Annotated in this window: 22 protein-coding genes and 2 pseudogenes; 10 read left to right on the top strand and 14 right to left on the bottom strand. The window is 73.0% G+C overall.

Annotated elements, in window-relative coordinates; all coding sequences use genetic code 11:
• Positions 1 to 9: 9 nt before the first annotated feature.
• A complete protein-coding gene (locus tag A4E84_RS02035) occupies positions 10 to 525 on the top strand; it encodes a MarR family winged helix-turn-helix transcriptional regulator (RefSeq protein WP_062931237.1) in 516 nt (171 codons plus the stop codon).
• Between the two features lie 7 nt (positions 526 to 532).
• Here the strand turns inward: A4E84_RS02035 and A4E84_RS02030 are convergent, their stop codons facing one another.
• A complete protein-coding gene (locus A4E84_RS02030; RefSeq protein WP_062924884.1) occupies positions 533 to 1,726 on the bottom strand; it encodes an MFS transporter in 1,194 nt (397 codons plus the stop codon).
• Between the two features lie 54 nt (positions 1,727 to 1,780).
• Here A4E84_RS02030 and A4E84_RS02025 point away from each other — a divergent pair, with 54 nt between their 5' ends.
• The 6 genes and pseudogenes from A4E84_RS02025 to A4E84_RS44200 all read left to right on the top strand — a co-directional run.
• Positions 1,781 to 2,536 carry an AraC family transcriptional regulator gene (locus A4E84_RS02025; protein ID WP_062924883.1) on the top strand — a complete coding sequence of 252 codons (756 nt, stop codon included), beginning with the start codon at positions 1,781 to 1,783 and terminating at the stop codon, positions 2,534 to 2,536.
• 55 nt (positions 2,537 to 2,591) lie between these two features.
• Positions 2,592 to 2,972 (top strand): DoxX family protein, encoded by a 381-nt coding sequence (locus A4E84_RS02020; protein ID WP_062924882.1) that lies wholly within the window; start codon positions 2,592 to 2,594, stop codon positions 2,970 to 2,972.
• Positions 2,969 to 3,436, top strand: a complete 468-nt coding sequence (locus A4E84_RS02015) for a peroxiredoxin (RefSeq protein WP_062924881.1) — start codon at positions 2,969 to 2,971, stop codon at positions 3,434 to 3,436. The genes A4E84_RS02020 and A4E84_RS02015 overlap by 4 nt, the downstream gene beginning before the upstream one ends.
• A 61-nt stretch (positions 3,437 to 3,497) precedes the next feature.
• Positions 3,498 to 5,840: an ATP-binding SpoIIE family protein phosphatase gene (locus A4E84_RS02010; protein WP_062924880.1), complete on the top strand. Its 2,343-nt coding sequence runs from the start codon at positions 3,498 to 3,500 to the stop codon at positions 5,838 to 5,840.
• Positions 5,841 to 6,050: 210 nt separating this feature from the next.
• Positions 6,051 to 6,332, top strand: a complete 282-nt coding sequence (locus tag A4E84_RS02005) for a hypothetical protein (RefSeq protein WP_062924879.1) — start codon at positions 6,051 to 6,053, stop codon at positions 6,330 to 6,332.
• Positions 6,333 to 6,751: 419 nt separating this feature from the next.
• A pseudogene (locus tag A4E84_RS44200) lies at positions 6,752 to 6,980 on the top strand (helix-turn-helix domain-containing protein); the annotation flags it as partial.
• Between the two features lie 125 nt (positions 6,981 to 7,105).
• On the opposite strand, the pseudogene A4E84_RS40240 reads toward A4E84_RS44200, so the two are convergent.
• Positions 7,106 to 7,356: pseudogene (locus A4E84_RS40240) on the bottom strand (DNA polymerase ligase N-terminal domain-containing protein); the annotation flags it as partial.
• A gap of 39 nt (positions 7,357 to 7,395) precedes the next feature.
• Entirely contained in the window at positions 7,396 to 8,226 is an 831-nt protein-coding gene (locus A4E84_RS02000) for an aldo/keto reductase (RefSeq protein WP_062924878.1), read from the bottom strand.
• A gap of 134 nt (positions 8,227 to 8,360) precedes the next feature.
• On the opposite strand from A4E84_RS02000, the gene A4E84_RS01995 reads away from it, so the two are divergent.
• Positions 8,361 to 9,359, top strand: a complete 999-nt coding sequence (locus A4E84_RS01995) for a LacI family DNA-binding transcriptional regulator (protein ID WP_237304787.1) — start codon at positions 8,361 to 8,363, stop codon at positions 9,357 to 9,359.
• On the opposite strand, the gene A4E84_RS42795 is transcribed toward A4E84_RS01995, so the two are convergent.
• Positions 9,360 to 9,530, bottom strand: a complete 171-nt coding sequence (locus A4E84_RS42795; protein ID WP_159029545.1) for a hypothetical protein — start codon at positions 9,528 to 9,530, stop codon at positions 9,360 to 9,362.
• Positions 9,531 to 9,677: 147 nt separating this feature from the next.
• Here A4E84_RS42795 and A4E84_RS01990 point away from each other — a divergent pair, with 147 nt between their 5' ends.
• Entirely contained in the window at positions 9,678 to 10,652 is a 975-nt protein-coding gene (locus A4E84_RS01990) for a TauD/TfdA dioxygenase family protein (RefSeq protein WP_062924877.1), read from the top strand.
• 29 nt (positions 10,653 to 10,681) lie between these two features.
• On the opposite strand, the gene A4E84_RS01985 is transcribed toward A4E84_RS01990, so the two are convergent.
• The 5 genes from A4E84_RS01985 to A4E84_RS01965 form a co-directional block, all read right to left on the bottom strand.
• Positions 10,682 to 11,710, bottom strand: a complete 1,029-nt coding sequence (locus tag A4E84_RS01985; protein ID WP_062924876.1) for an LLM class flavin-dependent oxidoreductase — start codon at positions 11,708 to 11,710, stop codon at positions 10,682 to 10,684.
• 81 nt (positions 11,711 to 11,791) lie between these two features.
• Positions 11,792 to 13,297, bottom strand: coding sequence for a metallophosphoesterase family protein (locus A4E84_RS01980; RefSeq protein ID WP_062924875.1), 1,506 nt, complete (start codon positions 13,295 to 13,297; stop codon positions 11,792 to 11,794).
• Positions 13,298 to 13,344: 47 nt separating this feature from the next.
• Entirely contained in the window at positions 13,345 to 14,178 is an 834-nt protein-coding gene (locus A4E84_RS01975; protein ID WP_062924874.1) for an MHYT domain-containing protein, read from the bottom strand.
• 120 nt (positions 14,179 to 14,298) lie between these two features.
• Entirely contained in the window at positions 14,299 to 15,054 is a 756-nt protein-coding gene (locus tag A4E84_RS01970) for a dienelactone hydrolase family protein (RefSeq protein ID WP_062924873.1), read from the bottom strand.
• A 145-nt stretch (positions 15,055 to 15,199) separates the two neighbouring features.
• Positions 15,200 to 15,820, bottom strand: a complete 621-nt coding sequence (locus A4E84_RS01965) for an L-threonylcarbamoyladenylate synthase (protein ID WP_062924872.1) — start codon at positions 15,818 to 15,820, stop codon at positions 15,200 to 15,202.
• A gap of 167 nt (positions 15,821 to 15,987) precedes the next feature.
• Here A4E84_RS01965 and A4E84_RS01960 point away from each other — a divergent pair, with 167 nt between their 5' ends.
• The gene (locus tag A4E84_RS01960) at positions 15,988 to 17,481 is read left to right on the top strand and encodes a helix-turn-helix domain-containing protein (protein ID WP_062924871.1); all 1,494 of its coding nucleotides are present in this window, start codon (positions 15,988 to 15,990) and stop codon (positions 17,479 to 17,481) included.
• Positions 17,482 to 17,712: 231 nt separating this feature from the next.
• Here the strand turns inward: A4E84_RS01960 and A4E84_RS01955 are convergent, their stop codons facing one another.
• Genes A4E84_RS01955 through A4E84_RS01935 form a run of 5 tightly spaced genes read right to left on the bottom strand, consistent with a single transcriptional unit; the run spans position 17,713 to position 21,553 of the window.
• Positions 17,713 to 18,939 (bottom strand): cytochrome P450 family protein, encoded by a 1,227-nt coding sequence (locus tag A4E84_RS01955; protein ID WP_062924870.1) that lies wholly within the window; start codon positions 18,937 to 18,939, stop codon positions 17,713 to 17,715.
• Positions 18,936 to 20,174 carry a cytochrome P450 family protein gene (locus A4E84_RS01950; RefSeq protein ID WP_062924869.1) on the bottom strand — a complete coding sequence of 413 codons (1,239 nt, stop codon included), beginning with the start codon at positions 20,172 to 20,174 and terminating at the stop codon, positions 18,936 to 18,938. Before A4E84_RS01950 ends, A4E84_RS01955 begins: the two co-directional genes overlap by 4 nt.
• Entirely contained in the window at positions 20,171 to 20,800 is a 630-nt protein-coding gene (locus A4E84_RS01945) for a GTP-binding protein (RefSeq protein WP_062924868.1), read from the bottom strand. Before A4E84_RS01945 ends, A4E84_RS01950 begins: the two co-directional genes overlap by 4 nt.
• Complete coding sequence (locus A4E84_RS01940) at positions 20,772 to 21,134, bottom strand: DUF742 domain-containing protein (protein WP_062924867.1); 363 nt, start codon at positions 21,132 to 21,134, stop codon at positions 20,772 to 20,774. Before A4E84_RS01940 ends, A4E84_RS01945 begins: the two co-directional genes overlap by 29 nt.
• Entirely contained in the window at positions 21,131 to 21,553 is a 423-nt protein-coding gene (locus A4E84_RS01935) for a roadblock/LC7 domain-containing protein (RefSeq protein WP_062924866.1), read from the bottom strand. The genes A4E84_RS01940 and A4E84_RS01935 overlap by 4 nt, the downstream gene beginning before the upstream one ends.
• Positions 21,554 to 21,598: the final 45 nt, after the last annotated feature.

Raw genomic sequence — 21,598 nt, 5'->3', positions numbered from 1 at the left:
GTGGTGCTCATGCCCACACCACCGCTCCCCGAGGCCCCCTCCCCGGAAGTGACCGAGATCGAGCGTGCGCTCACCCGCATCACCTACCTGAGCACCCGCGCCCGCCGGCACGAACGGCTCATGGCCCTGGCGGGCGTGCCGCTCGACCGCGCCGCCGTCGCCCTGCTGCGGCAGATCGCCGACTGCGAGCCACAGCGGCCGGGGGAGCTCGCCGCCCGGCTGGGCGTGGAGGCCTCGCACGTCACGCGGACGGTGCAGCAGTTGCAGAAGTCCGGGTACGTCACCCGCGTCCCCGACCCGGACGACCGCCGCGCCCAGCGCATCGAGCTCACCGACGCCGGGGGCGAGGCCATCGCCAGGATCCGCGAGGCCGGCGTCCGCGGCATGCAGGTGGCCCTCTCGGGCTGGTCCCCGGAGGAACTGCGGCAGCTCGCGACGCTCTTCCACCGCATGGTCGACGGCTTCCTCGCCCACGCCGTCGACGAGGAAGCCGATCCCGGCCCGGCCCCGGCCGTCAGGGCCTGATCCCCGGTCACCGTGCCGCCGGATCACGCGAATCTGCCCGCTCGGCCGCTGCCGTGCCCGGCGGTGCCGGCTCGCGCAGGCCGCACAGCAGCAGCCGGCCCAGCGCGGGCAGCGCGATGAGCGGCAGCAGGGCCGACCGCAGGGACGTCGCGTCGGCCAGCGCCCCGAGCGCGGGAGCCGCGAGGCCGCCGACGCTCACGGTCAGGCCCAGCGTGACCCCGCTCGCGGTCCCCACGCGCCGGGGCAGGAAATCCTGGCCCAGCGTGATGTGCAGCGAGAACGGCACATACAGACCCGCCGACGTCAGCGCCACGAACAGGTACACCGGCGGCCCGGGCACCAGGACCAGCCCGGCGACGGCCAGGACCGTCAGGGCGTACGACCGGCGCACCACCGCCATCCGGCCGTACCGCTCGGCCAGCCGGCCCCCAAGCAGCGTGCCGGCCGCGCCGCCGGCGTAGAGCACGAACAGGGCCGCCGTACCGGCCGCCGCACCGCCACCGGTGCGCTCCCGCACGTACAGCGAGACGAACGTGCTCAAGCCCACGAACACCACGGAGCGGCAGACCACGGCCCCGGACAGCCGCAGGAAGGACCTCCAGTCGTCCTCGGCCACGGCGGCGGACGCGGGGGGACTCCCGGCGCCGGAGCCCGCCGAGCGCATCGCCGCCGCGCACAGCGCCGCCCCCGCCAGGGCCGGGACGACCAGGAGGGGAGAGGCGCGCAGCCCGCCCGTGGCCACCACGGCGAAGACCAGCAGGGGCGCCAGGGCGAAGCCGGCGTTGCCGCCGAAGGAGAACCAGCCCATCGCCGTGTGCCGGCCCTGCGCGACGGCCCGCGCCGCCCGGGCGGCCTCCGGATGGTAGGCGGCCACACCCACCCCCGACACGGCCACGACCGCCAGCGTCAGGGCGTAGGAGCCGGTCACCCCGCTCAGGGAGACTCCCGCCCCGGCCGTCAGCGCGCTCAGCGGCAGCAGCCACGGCATCGCCCACCGGTCGGTGAGCACCCCGAACAGCGGCTGCACCAGCGACGACAGCAGGGACGCCGCCAGGACGACACCGGAAGCGGCGGCGTAGGAGTAGGCACGCTCGGCGACGAAGTACGGAACCAGCGCGGCCACGGCCCCCTGGTACACATCCACGCAGGCGTGCCCCAGGGACATCAGGGCGACGGGTCGGCCTTGCCTCGAAGCGGTCATCTGGCGATCGTCGTCCGCGAAGGGCCTGGCCCGCTTCCGATAATCTGCCGTACTGTGCCGAACATCCGCCACACTCCGACGGCCCCGACCCGCACCCAGCGGCTCACCGCCGGCGACCGCATCAATGCGCACCGGCACGACGACCACCAGATCGTCTACGCCGGCGCCGGAGTCGTCGCCGTCACCACCGACGCCGGCACCTGGTTCGCACCCGGCACCCGCGCCATCTGGGTCCCCGCCGGCACCGTGCACGCCCACCGCGCCCACGGCCGGCTCGACCTGCACCTGGTCGGCCTGCCCGCCGACGACAACCCCCTCGGCCTCGACCATCCGGCCGTCCTCGCCGTCAGCCCGCTGCTGCGCGAGCTGATCCTCGCCTACACCCGCGACCCCGGCGACGACAGCCCCGAGCGTCGTCGCCTGCGCGCCGTCCTGCGCGATCAGCTGCGCCTGTCGCCCCAGCAGCCGCTGCGCCTGCCCACCCCCACGGACCCGCGCCTGACCGCCGTCTGCGCGCTCGTGCACGCCGACCCGTCCGACGTGCGCACCCTCGCCGAGCTCGGGGCCGCGACCGGGGTGGGGGAGCGGACCCTCAGCCGGCTCTTCCGCGGCGAGTTCGGCATGACGTTCCCGCAGTGGCGCACCCAGTCGCGGCTCTACCACGCCCTGCGGATGCTGGCCGACGGCCTGCCCGTCACAACCGTCGCCCACCGCTGCGGCTGGTCCTCCGCCAGCGCCTTCATCGACGTCTTCCGCCGCTCCTTCGGCTACACGCCGGGCAGCCACCACCGGCACTCAGGGACCCGGTGAACCGACCTGACTACCGTCCGGTAATAATGCGCGGCAGGCCTTCAGAGGAGGAACCGTGTCCCGGTCCGAACGCTCGCCCCTACTGCTCGCCGGCCTCCTGGCCACCGCGGGCGTCGCCCACTTCGCCACCCCACGCCCGTTCGACGCGACCATCCCGCGGGGCCTGCCCGGCACACCGAGGGCCTGGACCTACGCCAGTGGAGCCGCCGAGCTCGCGCTGGCCGCCGGCCTGGCGCTGCCGCGCACCCGCAAGGCCGCCGCGCTGGCCACGGCCGCCTTCTTCGTCGGGGTGTTCCCCGCCAACGTCAAGATGGCCGCCGACTGGCGCCACCGCCCCACCCCGCAGAAGACCGCCGCCTTCGCCCGCCTCCCCCTGCAGGTGCCCCTGGTGCTCTGGGCCCGCGGCGTCGCCCGGAACGCGGAGGGCAGGTCGTGACCGCGCGCGTGGAGACCGGGGACACGGTCGAGGACTTCGCCCTGCCCGACGAGACCGGTACCGTCCGCACCCTGACCGGGCTGCTCGCCGAGGGGCCCGTCGTGCTCTTCTTCTACCCGGCCGCCCTGACCCCCGGCTGCACCGCCCAGGCCTGCCACTTCCGCGACCTCGCCGCCGAGTTCGCGGCCGTCGGCGCCCGGCCCGTCGGCATCAGCGGTGACGACGTCGAGCGCCAGCAGGAGTTCGCCGGCCGGCACGGCCTCGGCATGCCGCTGCTGTCCGACGCCGACGGCGCGGTCCGCGAGCGGTTCGGAGTGAAACGCGGCTTCTCCCTGGCCCCCACCAAGCGCACCACGTTCGTCATAGCGCAGGACCGCACCGTCCTCGACGTCGTCCGCAGCGAACTGCGCATGAACGCGCACGCCGACCGGGCGCTCACCGCGCTGCGCGCCCACCGGCCCTGACCCGGCCACGAATGCTGCGTCGCGGTTGATACAGGGCGGCAAAGGGATAATCCTGGACGATATGGAGGACGCCTCCGCTGCTGCGATCATCGACGCCCGCGGCATTCTGACGGGGTGGAGCGAGGGTGCCCGGCGGCTGACCGGCTACCCGGCCGATGAGGCCCTGGGCCGTGCCGCCCGGGAACTGCTCGCCGAGACCGTGCCGCCCGAGGCGGTGTCCGCGCGCTCCGGCACCGTCATGGTGCGGCACCGCGACGGCTACCTCGTCGGGCTCCGCGTCAGCGCCTGCGCCGTGACGGGCCCGGACGGAGAAGCGAGCGGGTACGTGATCACCGCGTCGCCCCCCGGCCCCGGGGAGACGTCCCTCGCGGGGCGCGCCTTCCAGCAGGCGTCCATGTCGATGTCCGTCTTCGACACCAGCCAGCGCTACGTGCGGCTCAACGACGCCGCCTGCCATGTGATGGGCGTGTCCGAGGAGACCCTGCTCGGCCGGCACTTCCCCGAGACGGTGGAGGAGGCGGAGCACAGCCGCGGTTTCAACTGGCACCTGCGGCACGTCGTCGAGACGGGCCGGCCGCTGCGGTACGAGAGCTACACCGGCGCGCCGTCCCTCAACCGGGAGCACGCCTGGGTCACCGAGATGTGGCCGGTACGGGATGCCGCGGGCGCACTCGTGGGGACCGCCCTGGCCGCGTTCGACAGCACCGAGCAGTACTGGGCCAGACAGCGCCTCGCCCTGCTGAACGAGGCCGCCGCCGCCATCGGCACCACCCTGGACGTGGTCCGCACCGCCGAGGAGCTGATCGGGGTCGTGGTGCCCCGGTTCGCGGACTTCGCGAGCGTGGACCTGTTCGACTGGGTGCTCGGCTCGGACGAGGCCCCGGCGGTGTCGGCCGAGGAGATCACACTGCGGCGGGTCGCCCACGGATCCGTCACCGAGGGCACCCCGGAAGCGGCCGTCCACGTGGGGGAAGTCGACGTCTACCCCTCGTTCTCACCGATCGCCCGGGCGATGCGGGAGGGCCGGGCCATCATCAGCCAGGCGGGGGAGCCGGCCTTCATGCGCTGGGTCGCCGAGCGCAATTCCCGCGCCCCGGAAGGACGCCCCTACCGCCAGGGCGTCCATTCGATGATGGCAGTACCGCTGCGGGCCCGCGGCACCACACTCGGCGTCGCCGTGGCCGTGCGGGTGGCGCAGCCCGACGACTACGCCGACGACGACGCGGTGTTCGCCGAGGAACTCGCCAGCCGGGCCGCGGTCTGCGTCGACAACGCCCGTCGCTTCGCCCGCGAACGCACCACCGCCCTCGCCCTCCAGCACAGCCTGCTGCCCAAGGGGCTGCCCGGCCAGGCCGCCGTCCAGGTCGCCCACCGCTACCTGCCCTCCGGCTCGGCGGCCGGTATCGGCGGCGACTGGTTCGACGTGATCCCGCTGTCCGGCAGCCGCGTCGCGCTGGTCGTGGGGGACGTCGTGGGGCACGGCATCCCCTCCACGGCGACCATGGGCCGGCTGGTCACGGCCGTCCGCACCCTCGCCGACGTGGACCTGCCGCCGGACGAACTCCTCACCCACCTCGACGACCTGGTCACCCACCTCGCCTCGGACGACCAGGGCGACGAGGTCGCCGAGCTGGGTGCGACCTGCCTCTACGCCGTCTACGACCCGGTCACGCGCCGACTGAACCTGGCCGCCGCCGGGCACCCCGCACCCGCGCTGGTGCTGCCCGACGGATCCGCCCGGCTGATCCCCATGAGTGCGGGGCCCCCGCTGGGCGTGGGAGGGCTGCCGTTCGAGGCGACCGAGCTCCAGCTGCCCGCGGGCTCCGTCGTCGCCCTCTACACCGACGGGCTCATCGAGGGCCGCGACCGCGACGTCGACCACGCCACCGACGAGCTGTGCCGGGCCCTGACCGTGCCCGCCGACTCGCTGGACGCCCTGTGCGACACCGTACTGAAGGCCGTCCTGCCGGAGGAGCCCGGCGACGACGTGGCCCTGCTGCTGGCCCGGACCCGGGCGCTGGGCGCCGACCAGGTCGCCACCTGGGACGTCACCCCCGACCCGGCGGAGGTGGCCGCCACCCGGCAGGCCGCCACCGACCAGCTCACCGCGTGGGGCCTGGACGAGACGGCCTTCGTCACCGAACTCGTCGTCAGCGAACTGGTCACCAACGCCATCCGGTACGGTGCCCCGCCCATCCAGCTCCGCCTGATCCGGGACCAGACCCTCATCTGCGAGGTGTCCGACGGCAGTTCGACCTCCCCGCACCTGCGGCGGGCGCACCAGGACGACGAGGGCGGCCGCGGACTGCTGCTGGTCGCACAGCTCACCCAGCGCTGGGGGAGCCGGCAGACCACCCGGGGCAAGACGATCTGGTGCGAACAGTCACTCACACCGCTGTTCTGACCTCACCCCCCGGCCGCGTCGGAGGCGACCTGGGCGAGCGTGCGGCCGCAGACGGCCGAGCGCGCGCGGCGGGGATCGGGAGCCCCGTGTGTAAACGGTTACTCATTGTGATCTCTTGGTTCGTGGCCCGATCCTCGGCTGAGGAAGCGGGCCCCGTCCCGTCACGGCCCCAAGTGCCGTGCCCCGGCCCGCAGTCAGTGGTGATGCACCATGACCGAGGAGACCGAGAAGGTCGGCAACGTCAGCCAGTCCCGCTACGAACAGATCGTCGCCGAGCTGCGGCAAGTCGTCGAACAGCAGAGCCAGGGCTCCTTTACGATCGGCGACCGGGCTCTGGAGATCGAGCCGATCAGGCCCCGCGGAGGCATCGCGGACCCGGAGTGGACGGTCAGGCAGTCCCTGATGCGGCTGGCCGAGGACATCGGCCTGACGTTCAGCAGGGTGGAGGCCGCCAGGCTGACCGCGTCGCACTGGCCGAAGGAACACCGCTAGGCGGGCATCTCGTTCACGATTCATCAAAGACGTCTGTGCGCAGAACGAAGGGCCGCCCCTGCTGTGGACCCGCGAACGCGACTACCACTTCTGCGCGGACGAGACCGAACTGGAGAACTGGGAACGAGCCTGGATCAGCGAACGCCTCACCCAGTTCCGCCGCATGCTCACCGGTACCCTCGGACCCCACCCCCAACTGTTCCCCAACAGCACCTGGGCCGAATACTTGACAGCCCTCCTCGACACGGCGAGAACACCATCATCGGCACCGAAGCCCCCCACCTCGCGGAGTGGATCGCCCGCGGTAACTGAACCTCTTTCATCCTGCGCCATGGGGATGAAAGGGGCTGGTCAGATGGGATGACATGGCGAAGCCCCCCGTCGTTGATGTGGTGATCTCACCCAGCACGCCATCGGCTTGGCGGAAGTTGGGGGCTTCCCAGCAAGCCCTGCTGGTTCTGGCCCACCCGCGGAGGAACGAGACCCTCGCCCGGGTGGCCGCCGGTTTCGGAGTGTCGGAAGCGACAACCTGGCCCTACGTCGGCAAGACCGTGGAGGTACTGGCCGCATGTGCGCCGGGCCTGCACGAAGCCCTCGTCGGTCTGGGAGAGGGCAACTTCATCATCGTCGACGGGACGCTTCGTCGTGGCTTCAGGAGTGAAAGGCAGGAGCACACTGAATCGGTCCCAGCCACGGGAAACGATCACACAGCAGATGGGAAGCGATTTCAAACCGTTCCCCGTACCGCAGGCCCAACCTATTCGTGAACTCCCCAGCGGATGGTCCTCCGTGGGCAGGGCCAGCCGCTTGTCCTTCGGGTCCGCCGAAGGGCCTTTCGGGATCGACCAGGACTTCAGCACGTCGTCCACCTGCAACCGGAAGGCGAAGTGCATCGTGCTCGCGTCATGGATCTGCACCACGAAACGCGGTGTGTCCCCGGCGGACGCGTCCCGTCCCCGGGGCTCACCGGTCCGGCGGAAGTCCGCTTGCCGCGGTAGTCCCGCAGCCGGTCCCGGGCAGCCACGTGCGGCTCCTTCCTGCCTCGCGCGCCCCCGGGTACCCGTCAGAACTCCTCGTGCACCTCGGGGTCCCCGCCGACCCGCCGCTGCGCCCGGTCCGCGACGGCCCGCATCTCGTCCTCGCCCAGCTCGAAGCCGAAGACGTCGATATTGGCCCGCTGCCGCTCCGGGTTCGCCGACTTCGGGATGGGCACGGCGCCCAGCTGCGTGTGCCACCGCAGCACGACCTGACCGGGCGACACCCCGTGCGCCTCGGCGATCCGCGCCACGGCGGGATCCTCCAGCAGGGGCGTGCCCCGGCCCAGCGGGCTCAAGCTCTCGGTGGCGATGCCCTTGGCCGCGTGGAAGGCGCGCAGTTCGTCCTGGGGCAGCAGCGGGTGCAGCTCGATCTGGTTGACCGAGGGCAGCACCCCGGTCTCCCGCTCCAGCCGCTCGATGTGCCCGGCCGTGAAGTTCGAGACCCCGATCGACCGTACGAGCCCCTCCTCGCGCAGCTTGATCATGGCCTTCCACGCGTCGACGTACCGGTCCACGCGCGGCAGCGGCCAGTGGATCAGGTACAGGTCGACGTACTCCAGGCCCAGGCGGGCCCGGGATTCCTCGAAGGAGGCGAGCGTCTCCTCGTAGCCGTGGTGCCGGCCCGGGAGCTTCGTCGTCACGACGATCTCCTCGCGCGGCACCACACCGGAGGCCACGCCGCGGCCGACCCCCGTCTCGTTGCGGTAGTTCGCCGCCGTGTCGATCAGGCGGTAGCCCGCCTCCAGGGCCGAGAGCACCGCCTGCTGCGCCTCGTCGTCGCCGAGCGGCCAGGTGCCCAGGCCCAGGGCGGGGAGCGTCGTACCGTCGTTGAGCGTGTGGGTCGGGATGCTGATCACCGTGGGACCTTCCCGTCGAGTGTGCGTACGGCTGTGTCGCCCCTCCAGCGTCACGGATGAGGTGAGCGATGATCAACCGGACACGTGGGGGATGAGGACGGCGGACGGCATGGGCAGCGCCGAGGGAGAAGCCGGTGACGGGGTCGGGGCGCCCCACCTCGCGGGACGTCGCGCGGCTCGCCGGCGTGTCGCACACCGCCGTGTCCTTCGTGTTCAACGGCCGCGCCGCCGGCAACCTCTCGCCCGCCACCCAGGAACGCATCCGGCAGGCCGCCGCCCAGCCCGGCTACCGGCCCGACCCCGTCGCCCGCGGCCTGCGCCGCAGCCGTACGGCCGTGATCGGCCTGGTCACCGACGAGATCGCCTCCTCACCCTTCGCCGGGCGGCTGCTGCGCGGCGCCATGGGCACCGCCTGGGCCGGCGAACACCTGGTCCTCACGGTCGACTCCGGCGGCGACCCGGCCAAGGAGGACGCGGCGGTCGCCGAGCTCCTCGACCGGCGCGTAGACGGCATCATCTACGCGGCCATGTCCCTGCGCAGCGTCCGCGTCCCCGAGGGTCTGCACCGCACCCACTCCGTCCTGGCCAACTGCCTGCCCGAGGACGGCTCACTGCCCGCCGTGATCCCCGCCGAGCGCGCCGGCGGCCGTAGCGCGGCCCGGTTGCTGCCGGAGCAGGGGCACCGGCGGCTCGCGATCGTCGGAGGGAATGACGACATCGCCTCGGTGGAGCGGCTGCGCGGCTTCCGCGACGCGCTGCGTGCCGAGGGCATCACCGTCCCCCGGGACTGGGTCGTCCGGACCGGAGGGGAGATCTCCGGCGGCCACGAGGCGCCACGCGCCTGCTCGACGGCGCGCCGCCCGAGGCCCGGCCCACCGGGATCTTCACCTACAACGACCGGGTCGCCGGGCGTCCTGCACGCCGCGACCCGCCTCGGCATCGCCGTCCCCGGCGACCTGTCGGTGGTGGGTTACGACGATCAGGAGCACATGGCCGCCCACCTTGCGCCGCCCCCCACCACCGTCGCCCTGCCCCACCGGGCCACGGGGGAGGCGGCCACGCGTCTCCTCCTCGACTCCATCGGCACCGCCGGACACCGCCCGCAACCGTGCGGCGCCTGGCCTGTCCCGTGATCAGCCGCGCGTCGGTGGGACCAGCGCCCACCCGGTGACGGACGCGCCGGGCGTCACCCTCAACTCCCTGACGTCGTCCGCCCGTTCGGCGAGCCGGTCGTGGATTACCCGGCGCACGTACCCGCGCTGCTCCTCGTCGCGGAAGCCCGCCGGCAGGTCCGTCAAGGTCATGGGGCCTGACGCTGCCCACGGAGGTCCGCCCGCCTCGACCGGTTTTCCGGCAGCCCCGACCGGCTCGTCCCGGCATGGTCGCCCTCGACGGAGATCACTGTCACGATCTTCGGGACGGGAACCACGCCCACGACCAGCGGAGCGCTCATGACGAGGGACAACCGGACGACGGACGAGGCGGCGCGGGAGGCCGGAGTGGAGGTGCGGCCGGTCGCCGGGTACATCGGGGCCGAGATCGCCGGGGTCGATCTGGCGGCCGACCTCGACGGCGCGGTGGTCGCCGCGATCAGGGCGGCGGTGCTGCGGTGGAAGGTGGTGTTCTTCCGGGGGCAGCGGCTGGACCACGCCGGGCACGTGGCCTTCGCGCGCCGGTTCGGGGAGACCGTCGTGCTGCCCCGGCGGGGCAAGGCCTCACCGCCGGACTTCCCCGAGATCGAGACGACCGCCGACCGGCTGGAGCTGGGCGGACGGTTCGGGATGGAGCACGACGAGTGGCTGCGCCGCCGCCGGCACACCCTGCTGCGCGGCTGGCACTGCGACCACGGCGCCCGCGTCGACCCGCCCGCCGCGACGATCCTGCGCGCCGAGACCGTGCCGCCCTACGGCGGCGACACCACCTGGTCCAACCTGGCGGCGGCGTACGCCGGACTCTCCGCGCCGCTCCGGCAGTTCGTCGACGGGCTGCGGGCCGAGCACCGGCTCGGCGTCGGCTACCAGCCACGGCCCGGCGACGACGCGTACGTCCGGCACCTGCTGGACCGTCAGGTCGCCTCGGTGCACCCCCTGGTGCGCGTCCACCCGGAGACGGGGGAGCGGATCCTGTACGTCAACGGCTACTACGTCGAGCAGATCGCCGGCCTCTCCCGGCCCGAGAGCGCCGCGATCCTGGAGATGCTGCTGGAGCAGGCGGTCCGGCCCGAGTACACGGTCCGCTTCCGCTGGGAGCCGGGCAGCGTGGCGTTCTGGGACAACCGGGCCACCATGCACCTCGCCCCCGGCGACACCGCCCACCTCGACCATCCCCGGATCATGCACCGCGTGATGCTCGCCGGGGACGTGCCCGTCGGCGTGGACGGCAGGGCATCGGAGCCGATCACCGGGACCACGCCGGGCCACTGGTGAACCGGCCCGGCGGAAGCGACGGACCGCCCTCACAGGCCCGGTTGCCATCCCAGGGCCGGGCCCAGCTTCGTCGCCATGTCGGTGAGGATCTGCACGTAGTCCTCGTGCTCGAAGGTGAAGGGCAGTGCGAACGCCACCTCCTCCACCTCCCGGAACGCGGCGTGCGCGTGCAGCCGTTCGGCGATCTCCGCCGAGGTGCCCACCAGGTCCGGCGCGAACAGCAGCCGTGCCGGGCCCTGGGGTGAGACTGTCCGGGGAGTGCGCTGGGCCGCGTACTCCTCGTAGCGTGCGCGCTGCTCGGGCGAGGCGCCGTCCGTGGGGATGACGACCATGCCCTGCGAGACCCGGGCCGCCTCGCCGTGGGGGTGGGCGGCGCGGAAGGCGCGGATCTGGGCGAGCTGGATCTCCGCGAAGTCGTAGGGGCCCTCGGGCTCTTCGGCCTTGACGACACTGCTGGTGAGGAGGTTCATGCCGTGCTCGGCCGCCCACCGGGCCGAGCGCAGGCTGCCGCCGCCGTACCACAGACGGCTCCCCAAGCCGGGGGACTGCGGCTGCACCCGGTCCGAGAAGACCTCGAAGCCCTCGACCCCGCTGAAGTCCGTCACCGGCTCGCCCCGCACGGCCGCGAGCAGCCGCTCCACGCGCCCGTAACCGAAGTCCTCGGCATCGGCCGTGTCCGGGTAGAGCGCGCCTTTGACCTGGTCGAAGTGCAGGGGCGGGCCCACGCTCACGCCCGGGTTGAGCCGGCCGCCCGACAGCAGGTCGACGGTGGCCAGGTCCTCGGCCATCCGCAGCGGGTTCTCCCAGCCGAGCGGGGTGACCGCCGTGCCCAGCTCGATACGGCGGGTGCGCTGGGACGCCGCCGACAGGACGGCGACCGGGGAGGAGATGCCGTACTGCAGATGCCGGTGACGCACCCACGCGCTGTCGAAGCCGAGCCGTTCCCCGAGTTCGATGATCTCCAGCGTCGACTCGTGACCTCGGCGCGGGTCCGCCGCGTCGAACAGTCCGATGGTCAGGAAGCCCAGCTTGCGCAGCGGGCGTGGGGTCGGCGGCACGAGCCCTCCATCATTGAACCTTCAATGGCCTGTGGTGGTGCCACCCCGGCGGAGGCCCGTGCTGTTCCCGTTCCCGCCCGGTCAGCGCAGCGGGATCGTCACCTCGTCCTCGACCGGCGGGTCGACCTCCTGGGCGCGGTTGCCGGTGGCCGCGTAGCAGCGCAGCCGGACCGACTCCGGGGAGACGTCAAGGCGCAGGAAGCACTTGAAGAACGGCGGGCTGTACGTCGCCGAGCCCGGCGAGAACAGCGACGTGTAGATCTTCCGCACGGGCAGCCGGAACCGCTTCGCCTTGTCGGGGCGGCGGCCGGTGCCCAGCAGCCCGGCGACCAGGCGGACGCGCCGGGTGACGCGGGTCGAGGCGCCCGGGGCCCGAGTGGGCCTGATACCGAGACGCTCGGCGATCACGGCCGTCGCCTCGGCTTCGGTGAGCGTGAAGAAGCGGCGCATCCGCAGCCGGCGGCCGTAGAGCCGGCTGTAGAAGGCCAGGGAGTCGCCGCGCAGCGGGTAGCAGCGGAAGTCCTGCTCGGTGACGCCGGCGACGTTGACGCGGGGGATCGTGTGAGTGGCGTGCATGAACGCGCCGCCCCCGCCCGCGACGACGTACTGGAGCATGCGGCCGTCGTCCAGCCGGACCGGGTAGCGCTGGTAGTTGTGGATGTCGCCGCCGATCGCCGCCACGTAGTGGTGGTCCGGGTCGCGAACGATGGCGTCGACGGTCCCGCCCCCTTCGATGGCGCACGGCTCGCACCGGCCGTCCACGTACAGCGGCGAGCCCGTGACGAGGATTTTCGGGCGGGGCCCTCGGGAGACCTCGCGCAGCCAGGCGCCCTGCTCGGCGTCGAGGGTGCCGAGCAGACCCGTGTCGATGCCGATGATCCGCACCGGCCCGGCGTCGATCGCCCAGTACGGACCCGGCTGGACGGCCTGTTGGGCGGGGGCGGAGCGCTGCCCCCGTGCCTCGGCGAGCCGCCGGCCGTCGTCCGGGCCCGGCCGGTGCCACAGCAGCGACCGCAGCCAGGCCCGGGTGAGCGGGCGCGGCCGGGGCTCGGGCGGCAGGGGCGGGGCGTCGTCGCAGAAGACGCGCATGAAGCCGCCGAGGTCCTCGTACCAGTCGTGGTTGCCGGGTATCGCGTAGATCGGCGCCCGGTAGTCCCGGTAGGGGCGGAAGAACTTGGTGTCGTAGTCGTCCGCACTGCCCACCGGGTAGATCACGTCACTGGCCAGCACGGCGAAGCGGGTGTCCTGACCGGTGCTCAGAAGGCCCGGTACCACGGCGTACTGGGGGTCGTCGCCCTCACCGGTGTCGCCGATGACCAGGAACGAGAACCGGTCCGGGTCATCGCGCCGGATCACCTTGTCGGCCGGTGCGCCGGAGGCGGCCCGCTGCGCCACCCACCGGCTGCGCGTCCCGCCGGTGGGGTCCCCGAACCAGGAGGCGAGCACGCCGTTGCGGGCGATCCACAGCATCCTGGGGTTCAGCCAGGAGATCTTCTCGGTCTTCGGCGGCATCAACCGCTGGTACGCGCCTCGTTCGGTGGTGCCCCAGCCGGCGCCTTCGGCGGTATCGCGTGAGGAGTCAGACACCGGTGCACCGTAACAACCGGCTCATGACCCGCCCCCAGGCGGGCTGTTCACCGTTCGCGCGCGGACGATGCCGCCGCGCGCCACGAAGGGCGCTTCCCGGCGGGGGAGTTGGGGGCCGGGGAGTCCGGCCGGGGGGCGGAGGACCGCTCGCCCAGCACCAGCAGCGGATCGAACATCACCACGACCCCGGCCAGCAGCAGGAAGACGACCGGCCCCAGCAGCATCGGCAGCAGCAGGGACGTGGGGGAGTCGCCCTCCCAGGTCCCGCCGGTCATGTCGTGCACATGGACGCTGACGGCGGCCATGCCCGTGTAGTGCATCCCGGACACCGCCACGCCCATCACCAGGCTCGCCCCGAGGCTCGTCAGGAAGCCGCGGATGGTGACGGCCGCCCACAGCGCCGCTGTCGCGGCAACGATGGCGATCAGCACGGACATCGCGACACCGACCGGGTCGTAGCCGACCTCGCCGTTCAGCCGCATCGCCGCCATGCCGAGGTAGTGCATGCCCGCCACGCCCAGGCCGGTGATCGCGCCGGCCACCGCCAGCGTGCCGCCGCTCGTGCCGCGGAAGCCGACGATGAACACGCCGATGCCCACCACGGCGACGGCCACGACGAGACTGAGCACCGTCGTGGCCGCGTCGTACCGGACCCGGGTCTCCTCCACGTGGAAACCGATCATGGCGATGAAGTGCATCGTCCAGATGCCGCATCCGATGGAGGCCGCTCCTAACGCCAGCCAGCCCGCCCTCCAGGAACGCGCGTCGAGCAGCGAGCGCACGATGCACCGCAGCCCCAGCGCCCCTCCCAGACAGGCCATCAGATAGGCCGCCACCGGAGTCACCGCACCGTAGCGGAACCCGTCGACCGTGCCGTCCATAAGCCAACTCCCCCCGAGTCATGGCTGGTTTCCAGCAAGGTCTACGCGCAGGGATCGCACGAGAGCAAGCCCTTACCGTCGGTAGGCCGGCAACTCCTTCTCAGCAGATCCCGATTGGGGTCAGAATGTGCGCTTCAGCAGGTCGAGCAGCGCCGACCAGTGGCGCTCGGCGCCCTCCCGGTGGTACGAGGCGGTGTCGGCCTGCGTGAAACCGTGGGGCGCTCCCGTGTACACCTCGCAGCGGTGGCGCACGCCAGCCGCCGTCAGAGCCTCCTCCAGGCGCTCGATCTGCTCCTCGGGCAGCGAGGGGTCCTGGTCGGCGTGGCCGAAGTACAGCTCGGCGGTGACCTTGCCGGCCACCAGGTGGGGGCTGTCCGGGGTGTCCGTGGCCAGCCGTCCGCCGTGGAATCCGGCGGCGGCCGCGACCCGCTCCGGGTAGGTGCCGGCGGTGAGCAGCGAGAGGCGGGCGCCCATGCAGTAGCCGGTCAGCGCGACCGGTCCGTCGGCGACGGCCGGGGACCCGTCCAGCCAGCTCAGATACGCACCGGCGTCCCGCATCGCCAGGTCGGGGGTCAGGGCCTGCATGACCGGCACGATGCGCTCGAAGATCTCCGGCCGCGCCCCCGGGTCGATGAACTCGGGCAGGTCGAACAACGGGGCAGGGCCGTGCCGATAGAACACGTTCGGCACCAGCACCGCGTAGCCCTCGGCGGCCAGCCGGTCCGCCATGGACCGCAGCTGCGGACGCAGACCGAAGGCGTCCATGAAGACCAGGACCGCCGGGTGGGCGCCCCCGTCGGCGGGGTGGGCCAGATACGCGTCGGCGGTGCCGTCCTCGGTGGGGATGTCGACAGCGGTTCCCTGTACGGCGGTCATGGCTGGGCTGCCTCTCTGCGGGGGTGGGGCCAGGAACCCGTCCGCGTGACCGGGCGGATCACGGGCATCGTGGCACGCCCGTTCCCGGGGCATTTCGCCCGCCCCCGGCACGTGGTTCAACCGTGAACGGCCCTTGGTTCCCGTTTTACTCGAACCGCGAGGGGTCGCCCGCGCCGTGCCGCACGATCTCGGCCTCCCCGCCGGAGAAGTCGACGACCGTCGTGGGCTCCGTTCCGCAGTCACCGGAGTCGACCACCCCGTCCAGCACATGGTCGAGCAGGTCCTTGATCTCCCAGCCCTGCGTCATCGGCTCCTCCTCGCCGGGCAGCAGCAGCGTGCTGGACAGCAGCGGCTCCCCGAGCTCGGCGAGCAGGGCCTGCGTGACGACGTGGTCGGGGATGCGTACACCGACCGTCTTCTTCTTGGGGTGCTGCAGCACGCGCGGCACCTCCTTCGTCGCGGGCAGGATGAACGTGTAGCTGCCGGGCGTCGACGCCTTGATCGCACGGAACACGTCGTTGTCGATCCGCACGAACTGGCCGAGCTGGGCGAAGTCCTGGCACACGAGAGTGAAGTGGTGCCGGTCGTCCAGCTTGCGGATCGTACGGATCCGGTCGATGCCGTCACGACTGCCGAGGCGGCAGCCCAGTGCGTAACAGGAGTCCGTGGGGTAGGCGACAAGAGCGTCGGCGCGGATGCTGTCGGCGATCTGGCCGATGGTGCGGGCCTGCGGGTTGTCGGGGTGCACGTCGTAGTACTTCGCCATCCGCCGAGCTTATGCCGCCGGTGCGGGTCGGCGGCGCAAGGGGGCCGGGTTCGGGGACACGGGCCCCCGCCGTCCGGGGCCCGGGCCGGAGGAGAGCCCTCCGGACGTGAGGTAACGTCCCCGACCGGTGTGCCGGAAGCGGCACCAGGAGCGAGGGGAAGGCCCAGGTGGCTGGCCGAGAGGACGGGAACCGGCAGCAGGAGACTCAGGCCGGCACGGGTCCGGCGTGGGCGGCGGAACTGCTGGAGCATCTGCGCCCGGCCGGGCGCGACGTCCGCAGAGTCGTCGCCTGGCTCTCCGGCACCGTGGGCGCGACCGTCGCCCTCCAGGACGCCGCCGGGAACCTCGTCGCCGGAAACCGGCTCCCCCTGGACGAGGACCTGGTCGCGGACATCACCGCCGGCCGGATCGCCTCAGCGGCCTGGGAAAGCCAGGAACGCCACCTGCGACTGGTCAGGGTGGAACACCCGTCCCACGCGTGCGTGCTCGCCGTCTCCCGGCACACCCCCTTCGACCGGCGGGCCTCCGACATCGTCACCCACACCGCCCAGGTGGTCGAGCTGCTGCTGACGGTGAGCGAGTCGAACGCGGCCGGATACCGGCTGCGCCGGGCCACCGCCGATCTGCGCCTGGCGATCCTGCAACTGCTCATGGTCGAGGACACCATCGCCGCCCGTCGCGTCGCCGCGGGACTCTGGCCCGGCCTGCTCGACGCCGAGACGGCGAGCGTGTACGTCGTCGAGTCCGCCCCCGCCGCACGCGACCGCATCGCCGAGGAGTGCCTGGACAGCACCCGGGAGGACGCCCTCGTCGTGCGCTGCCCGGCCATGGACGGGCACGTGATCGTCGTCGGCCCCCGGGAGGCCACGGGCGACGCCCTGCGGTCCCTGGTCCGACGCCACCCCGACCTCTTCCTCGGCGGCAGCGTCCGGCAGAGCCTCGCCCGGACCGCCACCGCCTACGGGCAGGCCGTCAGCGCCCTCGCCGTCGCACACTTCCGGCCCGACAAGACGGCCGTCTACGCCGAGCGCACCCACCCCGAACGCCTCATGGACCCGGTGGCGCTGCGCGGCTGGACGTCCCGGGTGCTGCGCCCGCTGGACACCCTGCCGCACCACACCCGCGCCGAACTCCTCGCCACCAGCCGGCTCGGCCTGGAGTTCACCGCCGTCAACGCCGCCAAGGTCCTCGGCGTCAGCCGCAACACCGTCCGCGCCCGCATGGAACGCGTCGAGACCCTGCTCGGCACCGACTTCACCGACCTCACGGCCCGGGCCGTCGTCCACCTGGCGCTCAACACCCAGATCGGCCTGCCCGACACCCCGCGCGCCGACGGCACCGAAGACCCCGGGCTGCGGCTCGCCGACCTGCTGTCCGGCCCCGCCGTACGCACCTGGGCGCAGGACCTGCTGGGCCGGCTGGACGCCGACACCAGGAACCCGCGCCGGACGCTGCGCACCTGGATCGCCGCCGGCGGCAACGCCGAACGGGCCGCGCAGGCCCTCGGCGTGCACGCCCAGACCGTGCGCGAACACGTCCGCAGCGCCGAACCGGTCCTGGAACGCCAGCTCCTCGCCGCGGGCACCGACCTGTACGAGGTCGTGCTGGCGCACCTGGCCGTGGGCGACCTCGATCTGCCGGAACTCCGGCGCCCCGCCTGAGCCGGTCCTCCGCCGGGACAACCGGTGTGCCAGGTCAGGGCGGGACGAAACCGGGCCATCCGGACTCAGCTGTGCACGGGTGAGCCCCGCTGAGCGTGCAGTGGGCATCGACACGGTTCACAAGGCCACGGCCCTGGACGTAGGTTCAACCAACAGCGGGGGCACGACCGGAACGGGGGACCGGTCGCGCTCCCGCGCGCTGCTCTCACGCGGCGGCGCCCGCCGGTGCCGTCAGCCCCGCAGCCGCACCGGGATCTCCTGCCAGCCGAACGCGATGAACGACGGCACCTGCCGCAGACCCTCGTCGCCCTCGGCCAGACGCAGGCCGGGGAACCGCTCGAACAGCGCCGGCAGCGCGGTCAGGGCCTCCAGCCGGGCCAGCGGCGCCCCGATGCAGCGGTGCACGCCGATCCCGAACGCCAGATGGTCGTCGGCGCCGCGCGCGGCATCGAACCGGTCGGCGTCCGGCCCGTAGTGCGCGGGATCGAGCCCCGCGGCGGCGTACGTCGTGATGATGGCGTCGCCGGCCGGGATCGTCACCCCGCCGACGACGACGTCGGTGACGGCGAACCGCAGCGGCAGTGACGCGATCGACGGGTGCGCGCGCAACGTCTCGTCGACGACCGCGTCCCAGCCGATCTCGCCGGACCGCACGGCCGCCAGCTGCCCGGGACGGCGGAGCAGGGCGACCACCGCGTTGCCTATCAGGTTCACCGTGGTCTCGAAACCGGCGCCGATCACCAGCAGGAGCGTGTACAGCAACTCCTCATCGCTCAGCCGGTCACCGTCCTCGTCCCGGACCCGGATCAGCTCCGTCGTCATGTCGTCCCCGGGGTGCGCGGCCCGGTGCGCGATCAGGGCGGGCAGCACCGTCCCGATCTGCCGCTGCACGGACGCCGCGTGCTCCGGGCTCGGGTCGGAGGTGTCCATGATGGCCGCGATGAGCCGGCCGGTGTCCTCCCGCAACTCTTCCGGCACGCCCATCAGTTCACAGATCATCCGCATCGGCAGTGGATGCGCGAAGCCGGCCTTGACGTCGACGACCTCGCCGTCGGCCGCCTCCAGCGCGGCCAGCAGCTCCGCCGTGATCGCCTCCACCCGGGGCCGCATCGCCTCGGTGCGCCGGTGCGTGAAGCTGGGCGCGACCAGTTTGCGCAGCCGGGTGTGGTCCGGGCCGTAGGTGGAGAGCATGTTGACCACGCCGACCCAGCCCAGGATCCAGGCCCAGGACGGTTTCTCGGCGATCTCGGGCCACAGCCGCCAGTGCAGCCGCGGGTCCTTGCTGACCCGCGGGTCGAGGATGAGCTCCTTCAGCGTGTCGTACCGGGTGGGCGCCCAGGCGGGGATGCCGCCGGGCAGCTCCACGGGCACGATCGGGCCCAGGGCACGCAGCCGGGCGCTCTCGGCGGCGATGTCGGTGCCTAACGGGTCCAGAGCGATGCGGTCGGTCACGGTCACGGTCGGCCTCCTGGCTGGTCGGGGGTGCGGGGGCTGAAACGGACGGGCAGCGCCGTCAGCGAACGGTGGAACGGACCGGGCCGCCACGTCAGGCGCTCGCGCGGCAGCACGGGTTCGAGGTCGGGCAGCCACTGGGTGAGCCGTTCGATCGCCTCGGTGGCGATGAGCAGGGTGTGCTGCTTGACCGGGCAGGCGTGCGGGCCCGCCGACCAGGACAGGTGCGAGGCGTCGGACCGGTGCCGGCTCGCCCCGGGCTCCCGCTCGGCCGCCTCGGCGAGCGCTCCGTAGGAGATCACCACCGGGACAGCGGCCCTGATCCAGGCCCCGTGGAAGGTGACGGGCGTACGGGCGTAGTGGATGCCGTAGTTGGCGAGCGGCGTCTCGTGGTGCAGGACCTCCAGCACCGCGTCCGTCACCGGGCGGGCGCCGCTGGTCAGCGTCGAGTAGTAGGCCGGGTTGCCGAGGATCCGGGACAGCGCGTTGGACACCAGGTTGGCCGTCGGCTCGTGCCCCGCGCCGAGGGTGAGGAACACCTGCCAGGTGACCTCCTCGGGGGTCAGCCCCGCCGGGTGGTCCAGCAGCCAGCTCGGCAGGTCGTCGCCGCGCCGCTCGGTCTTGGCGGCGATCAGCTCCAGCACGTACCCGCCGAACTCCGCCTCGCCCTGCGCCGCCTGGGCGCCGCCCTCGATCAGCTTGCCCAGCGCGGCGTTGAGCCGGTCGCTCGCGCTGTCCGGCAGCCCGAACAGGCTGTTGAACACCAGCGCCATCAGCGGCCGGGTGAACTCGCCCACCAGGTCGGCCTCGCCGCGCGGCCCGATCCGGCTCACCAGCAGGTGCACCGCCCGGTGCACCCGGGCCCGCAGATCGTGCGGCTCCACCAGGTCGAAGGCGTCGATGAGCGAGGTGCGGTAGCGCAGGTGGGCGCCCCCGTCGGCGAACAGGGTGTTGGGCCGCCAGCGCATCATGCCCAGCACCGGCGAGTCGTCGGGGACGGTCGCCTCCCACGGCCGGGGATCGTGCGAGAACGTCTCCGTGTCGTGCAGCAGGTCCAGTGCCGCCCGACGGTCGGTGACGACGTACGCCGGGACACCGGGCGCCAGTTCCGCCCAGCCGACCGGACCGTGGGCGCGCAGGGCGGCGTAGTAGGGGTGGGGGGCGCGGGCGAAGCCGTCCTCCCACAGGCGGACGGGCGCGGCGAGGGAGAAGGCCTGCTCGGCGGGGGAGGGGTGGGTCACCGGGGCTCCGGGGGAGGGTCTTGGTCGATCAGGTGCTGCACCAGCGCGAGCAGGGCGTCGACCGACGAGTCCGCCTCCCGCGCGTCGCAGGTCACCATCGGGGTGGTGGGTTCCAGGTCCAGGGCGGCGCGCAACTGCTCGGGCGTGTGGTGGCGGGGGGCGTCCGGGAAGCTGTTGAACGCGACCGCGTACGGCAGTCCGGTCTCCTCCACCAGCCCCAGCACGTCGAACGAGGCGTCGATCCGGCGGGCGTCGACCAGCACGAGCGCGCCGAGCGCCCCGTAGGCGATGTCGTCCCACAGCGGCCGGAACCGCTCCTGGCCCGGGGTGCCGAACAGGTACAGCACGACGCCGCCCGGCAGGCTGATCCGGCCGAAGTCGATGGCGACCGTGGTGGTCGACTTGTCCCGTACGCCGGAGAGATCGTCGACCTGCGCGGACGCCTCGGTGAGCTGCTCCTCCGTGTGCAGCGGGCGGATCTCGGAGACGGAGCGGATCAGGGTGGTCTTGCCCACCCCGAACGGCCCCGCGATCAGGATCTTCACCAAGTCCTGGGCGGTGTCGGGGAGATGGACGTCCGCACCGCCGGGCCGGTCGTCAACGGTGCTTGAGGTCGCGCAGGCCATCGGCCACTCTCTTCAGCAGGTCGGGGTCAAAGCGCCGGGCGGGCGGGATAGGAGCGCGGGCCAGTACCAGGCCGCGGTCGAGGAGGCCGGCGGCCAGCACGAGCACCGCGGAGACGGGCAGCCGCAGCAGGGCGGCGGCCTCCAGCACCGTCAGCGACCCGTACTCCAGCTCCTCCAGCAGGGCCGCCTGGGCGGCGGGCAGTTCCGCGGGGGCCGGCTCACCGCTGCCGGTGAGGACGGACAGCCGCTCCAGATGGGCACGGCTGGGCCGCGCCACCCCGCCGGTGGACAGGTACGCGGGAACCAGGGGCCGGCCGCCACGGCGGCCCGTCATGCCGGCGTGTCGCCGTCGGCACCTCGGGGCCCGGCGGCCATGGCCTTCTCGCCCAGCCGCGCCACCTGCGAGTGCACCCGGTGGGCGAGCAGGTCCAGCCGCACCTCGGGATCGCCGTACGCGGCGACGCAGGTGCCGTGGTCCGTCGGCACGATGAGCACATAGCCGTGGTCCGACTCGATGACGACCTGCCGGATCTCGGCCCGGTCGGTGTCGGCGAACGCCGCGGCCGCGGTACGGCAGGCGCCCTGCACGGTGCTGGTGATCGCCGCGACCCGCTCGGCCGACGGCCGTGACAGCGCGTCGGTGTAGCCGGTGACGAGTCCGTCCCGGGTGAGCAGGGCGGCGGCCACGACGTGCGGCACCTCCAGAACCGGTTCGAGCACCCATGCCGTGTCCCCCGCTGCGCGGCTGGTCATCGAGCCGTTCCCCCTTCGTCGTCGTTGCTGTGGGCGTCCTCGGAC

The sequence above is a fragment of the Streptomyces qaidamensis genome, from assembly GCF_001611795.1.
Classification (GTDB): Bacteria; Actinomycetota; Actinomycetes; order Streptomycetales; family Streptomycetaceae; genus Streptomyces; species Streptomyces qaidamensis.
Note: the sequence above shows the minus strand (reverse complement) of the source record. Positions and strands in the feature narration are given on the sequence as shown.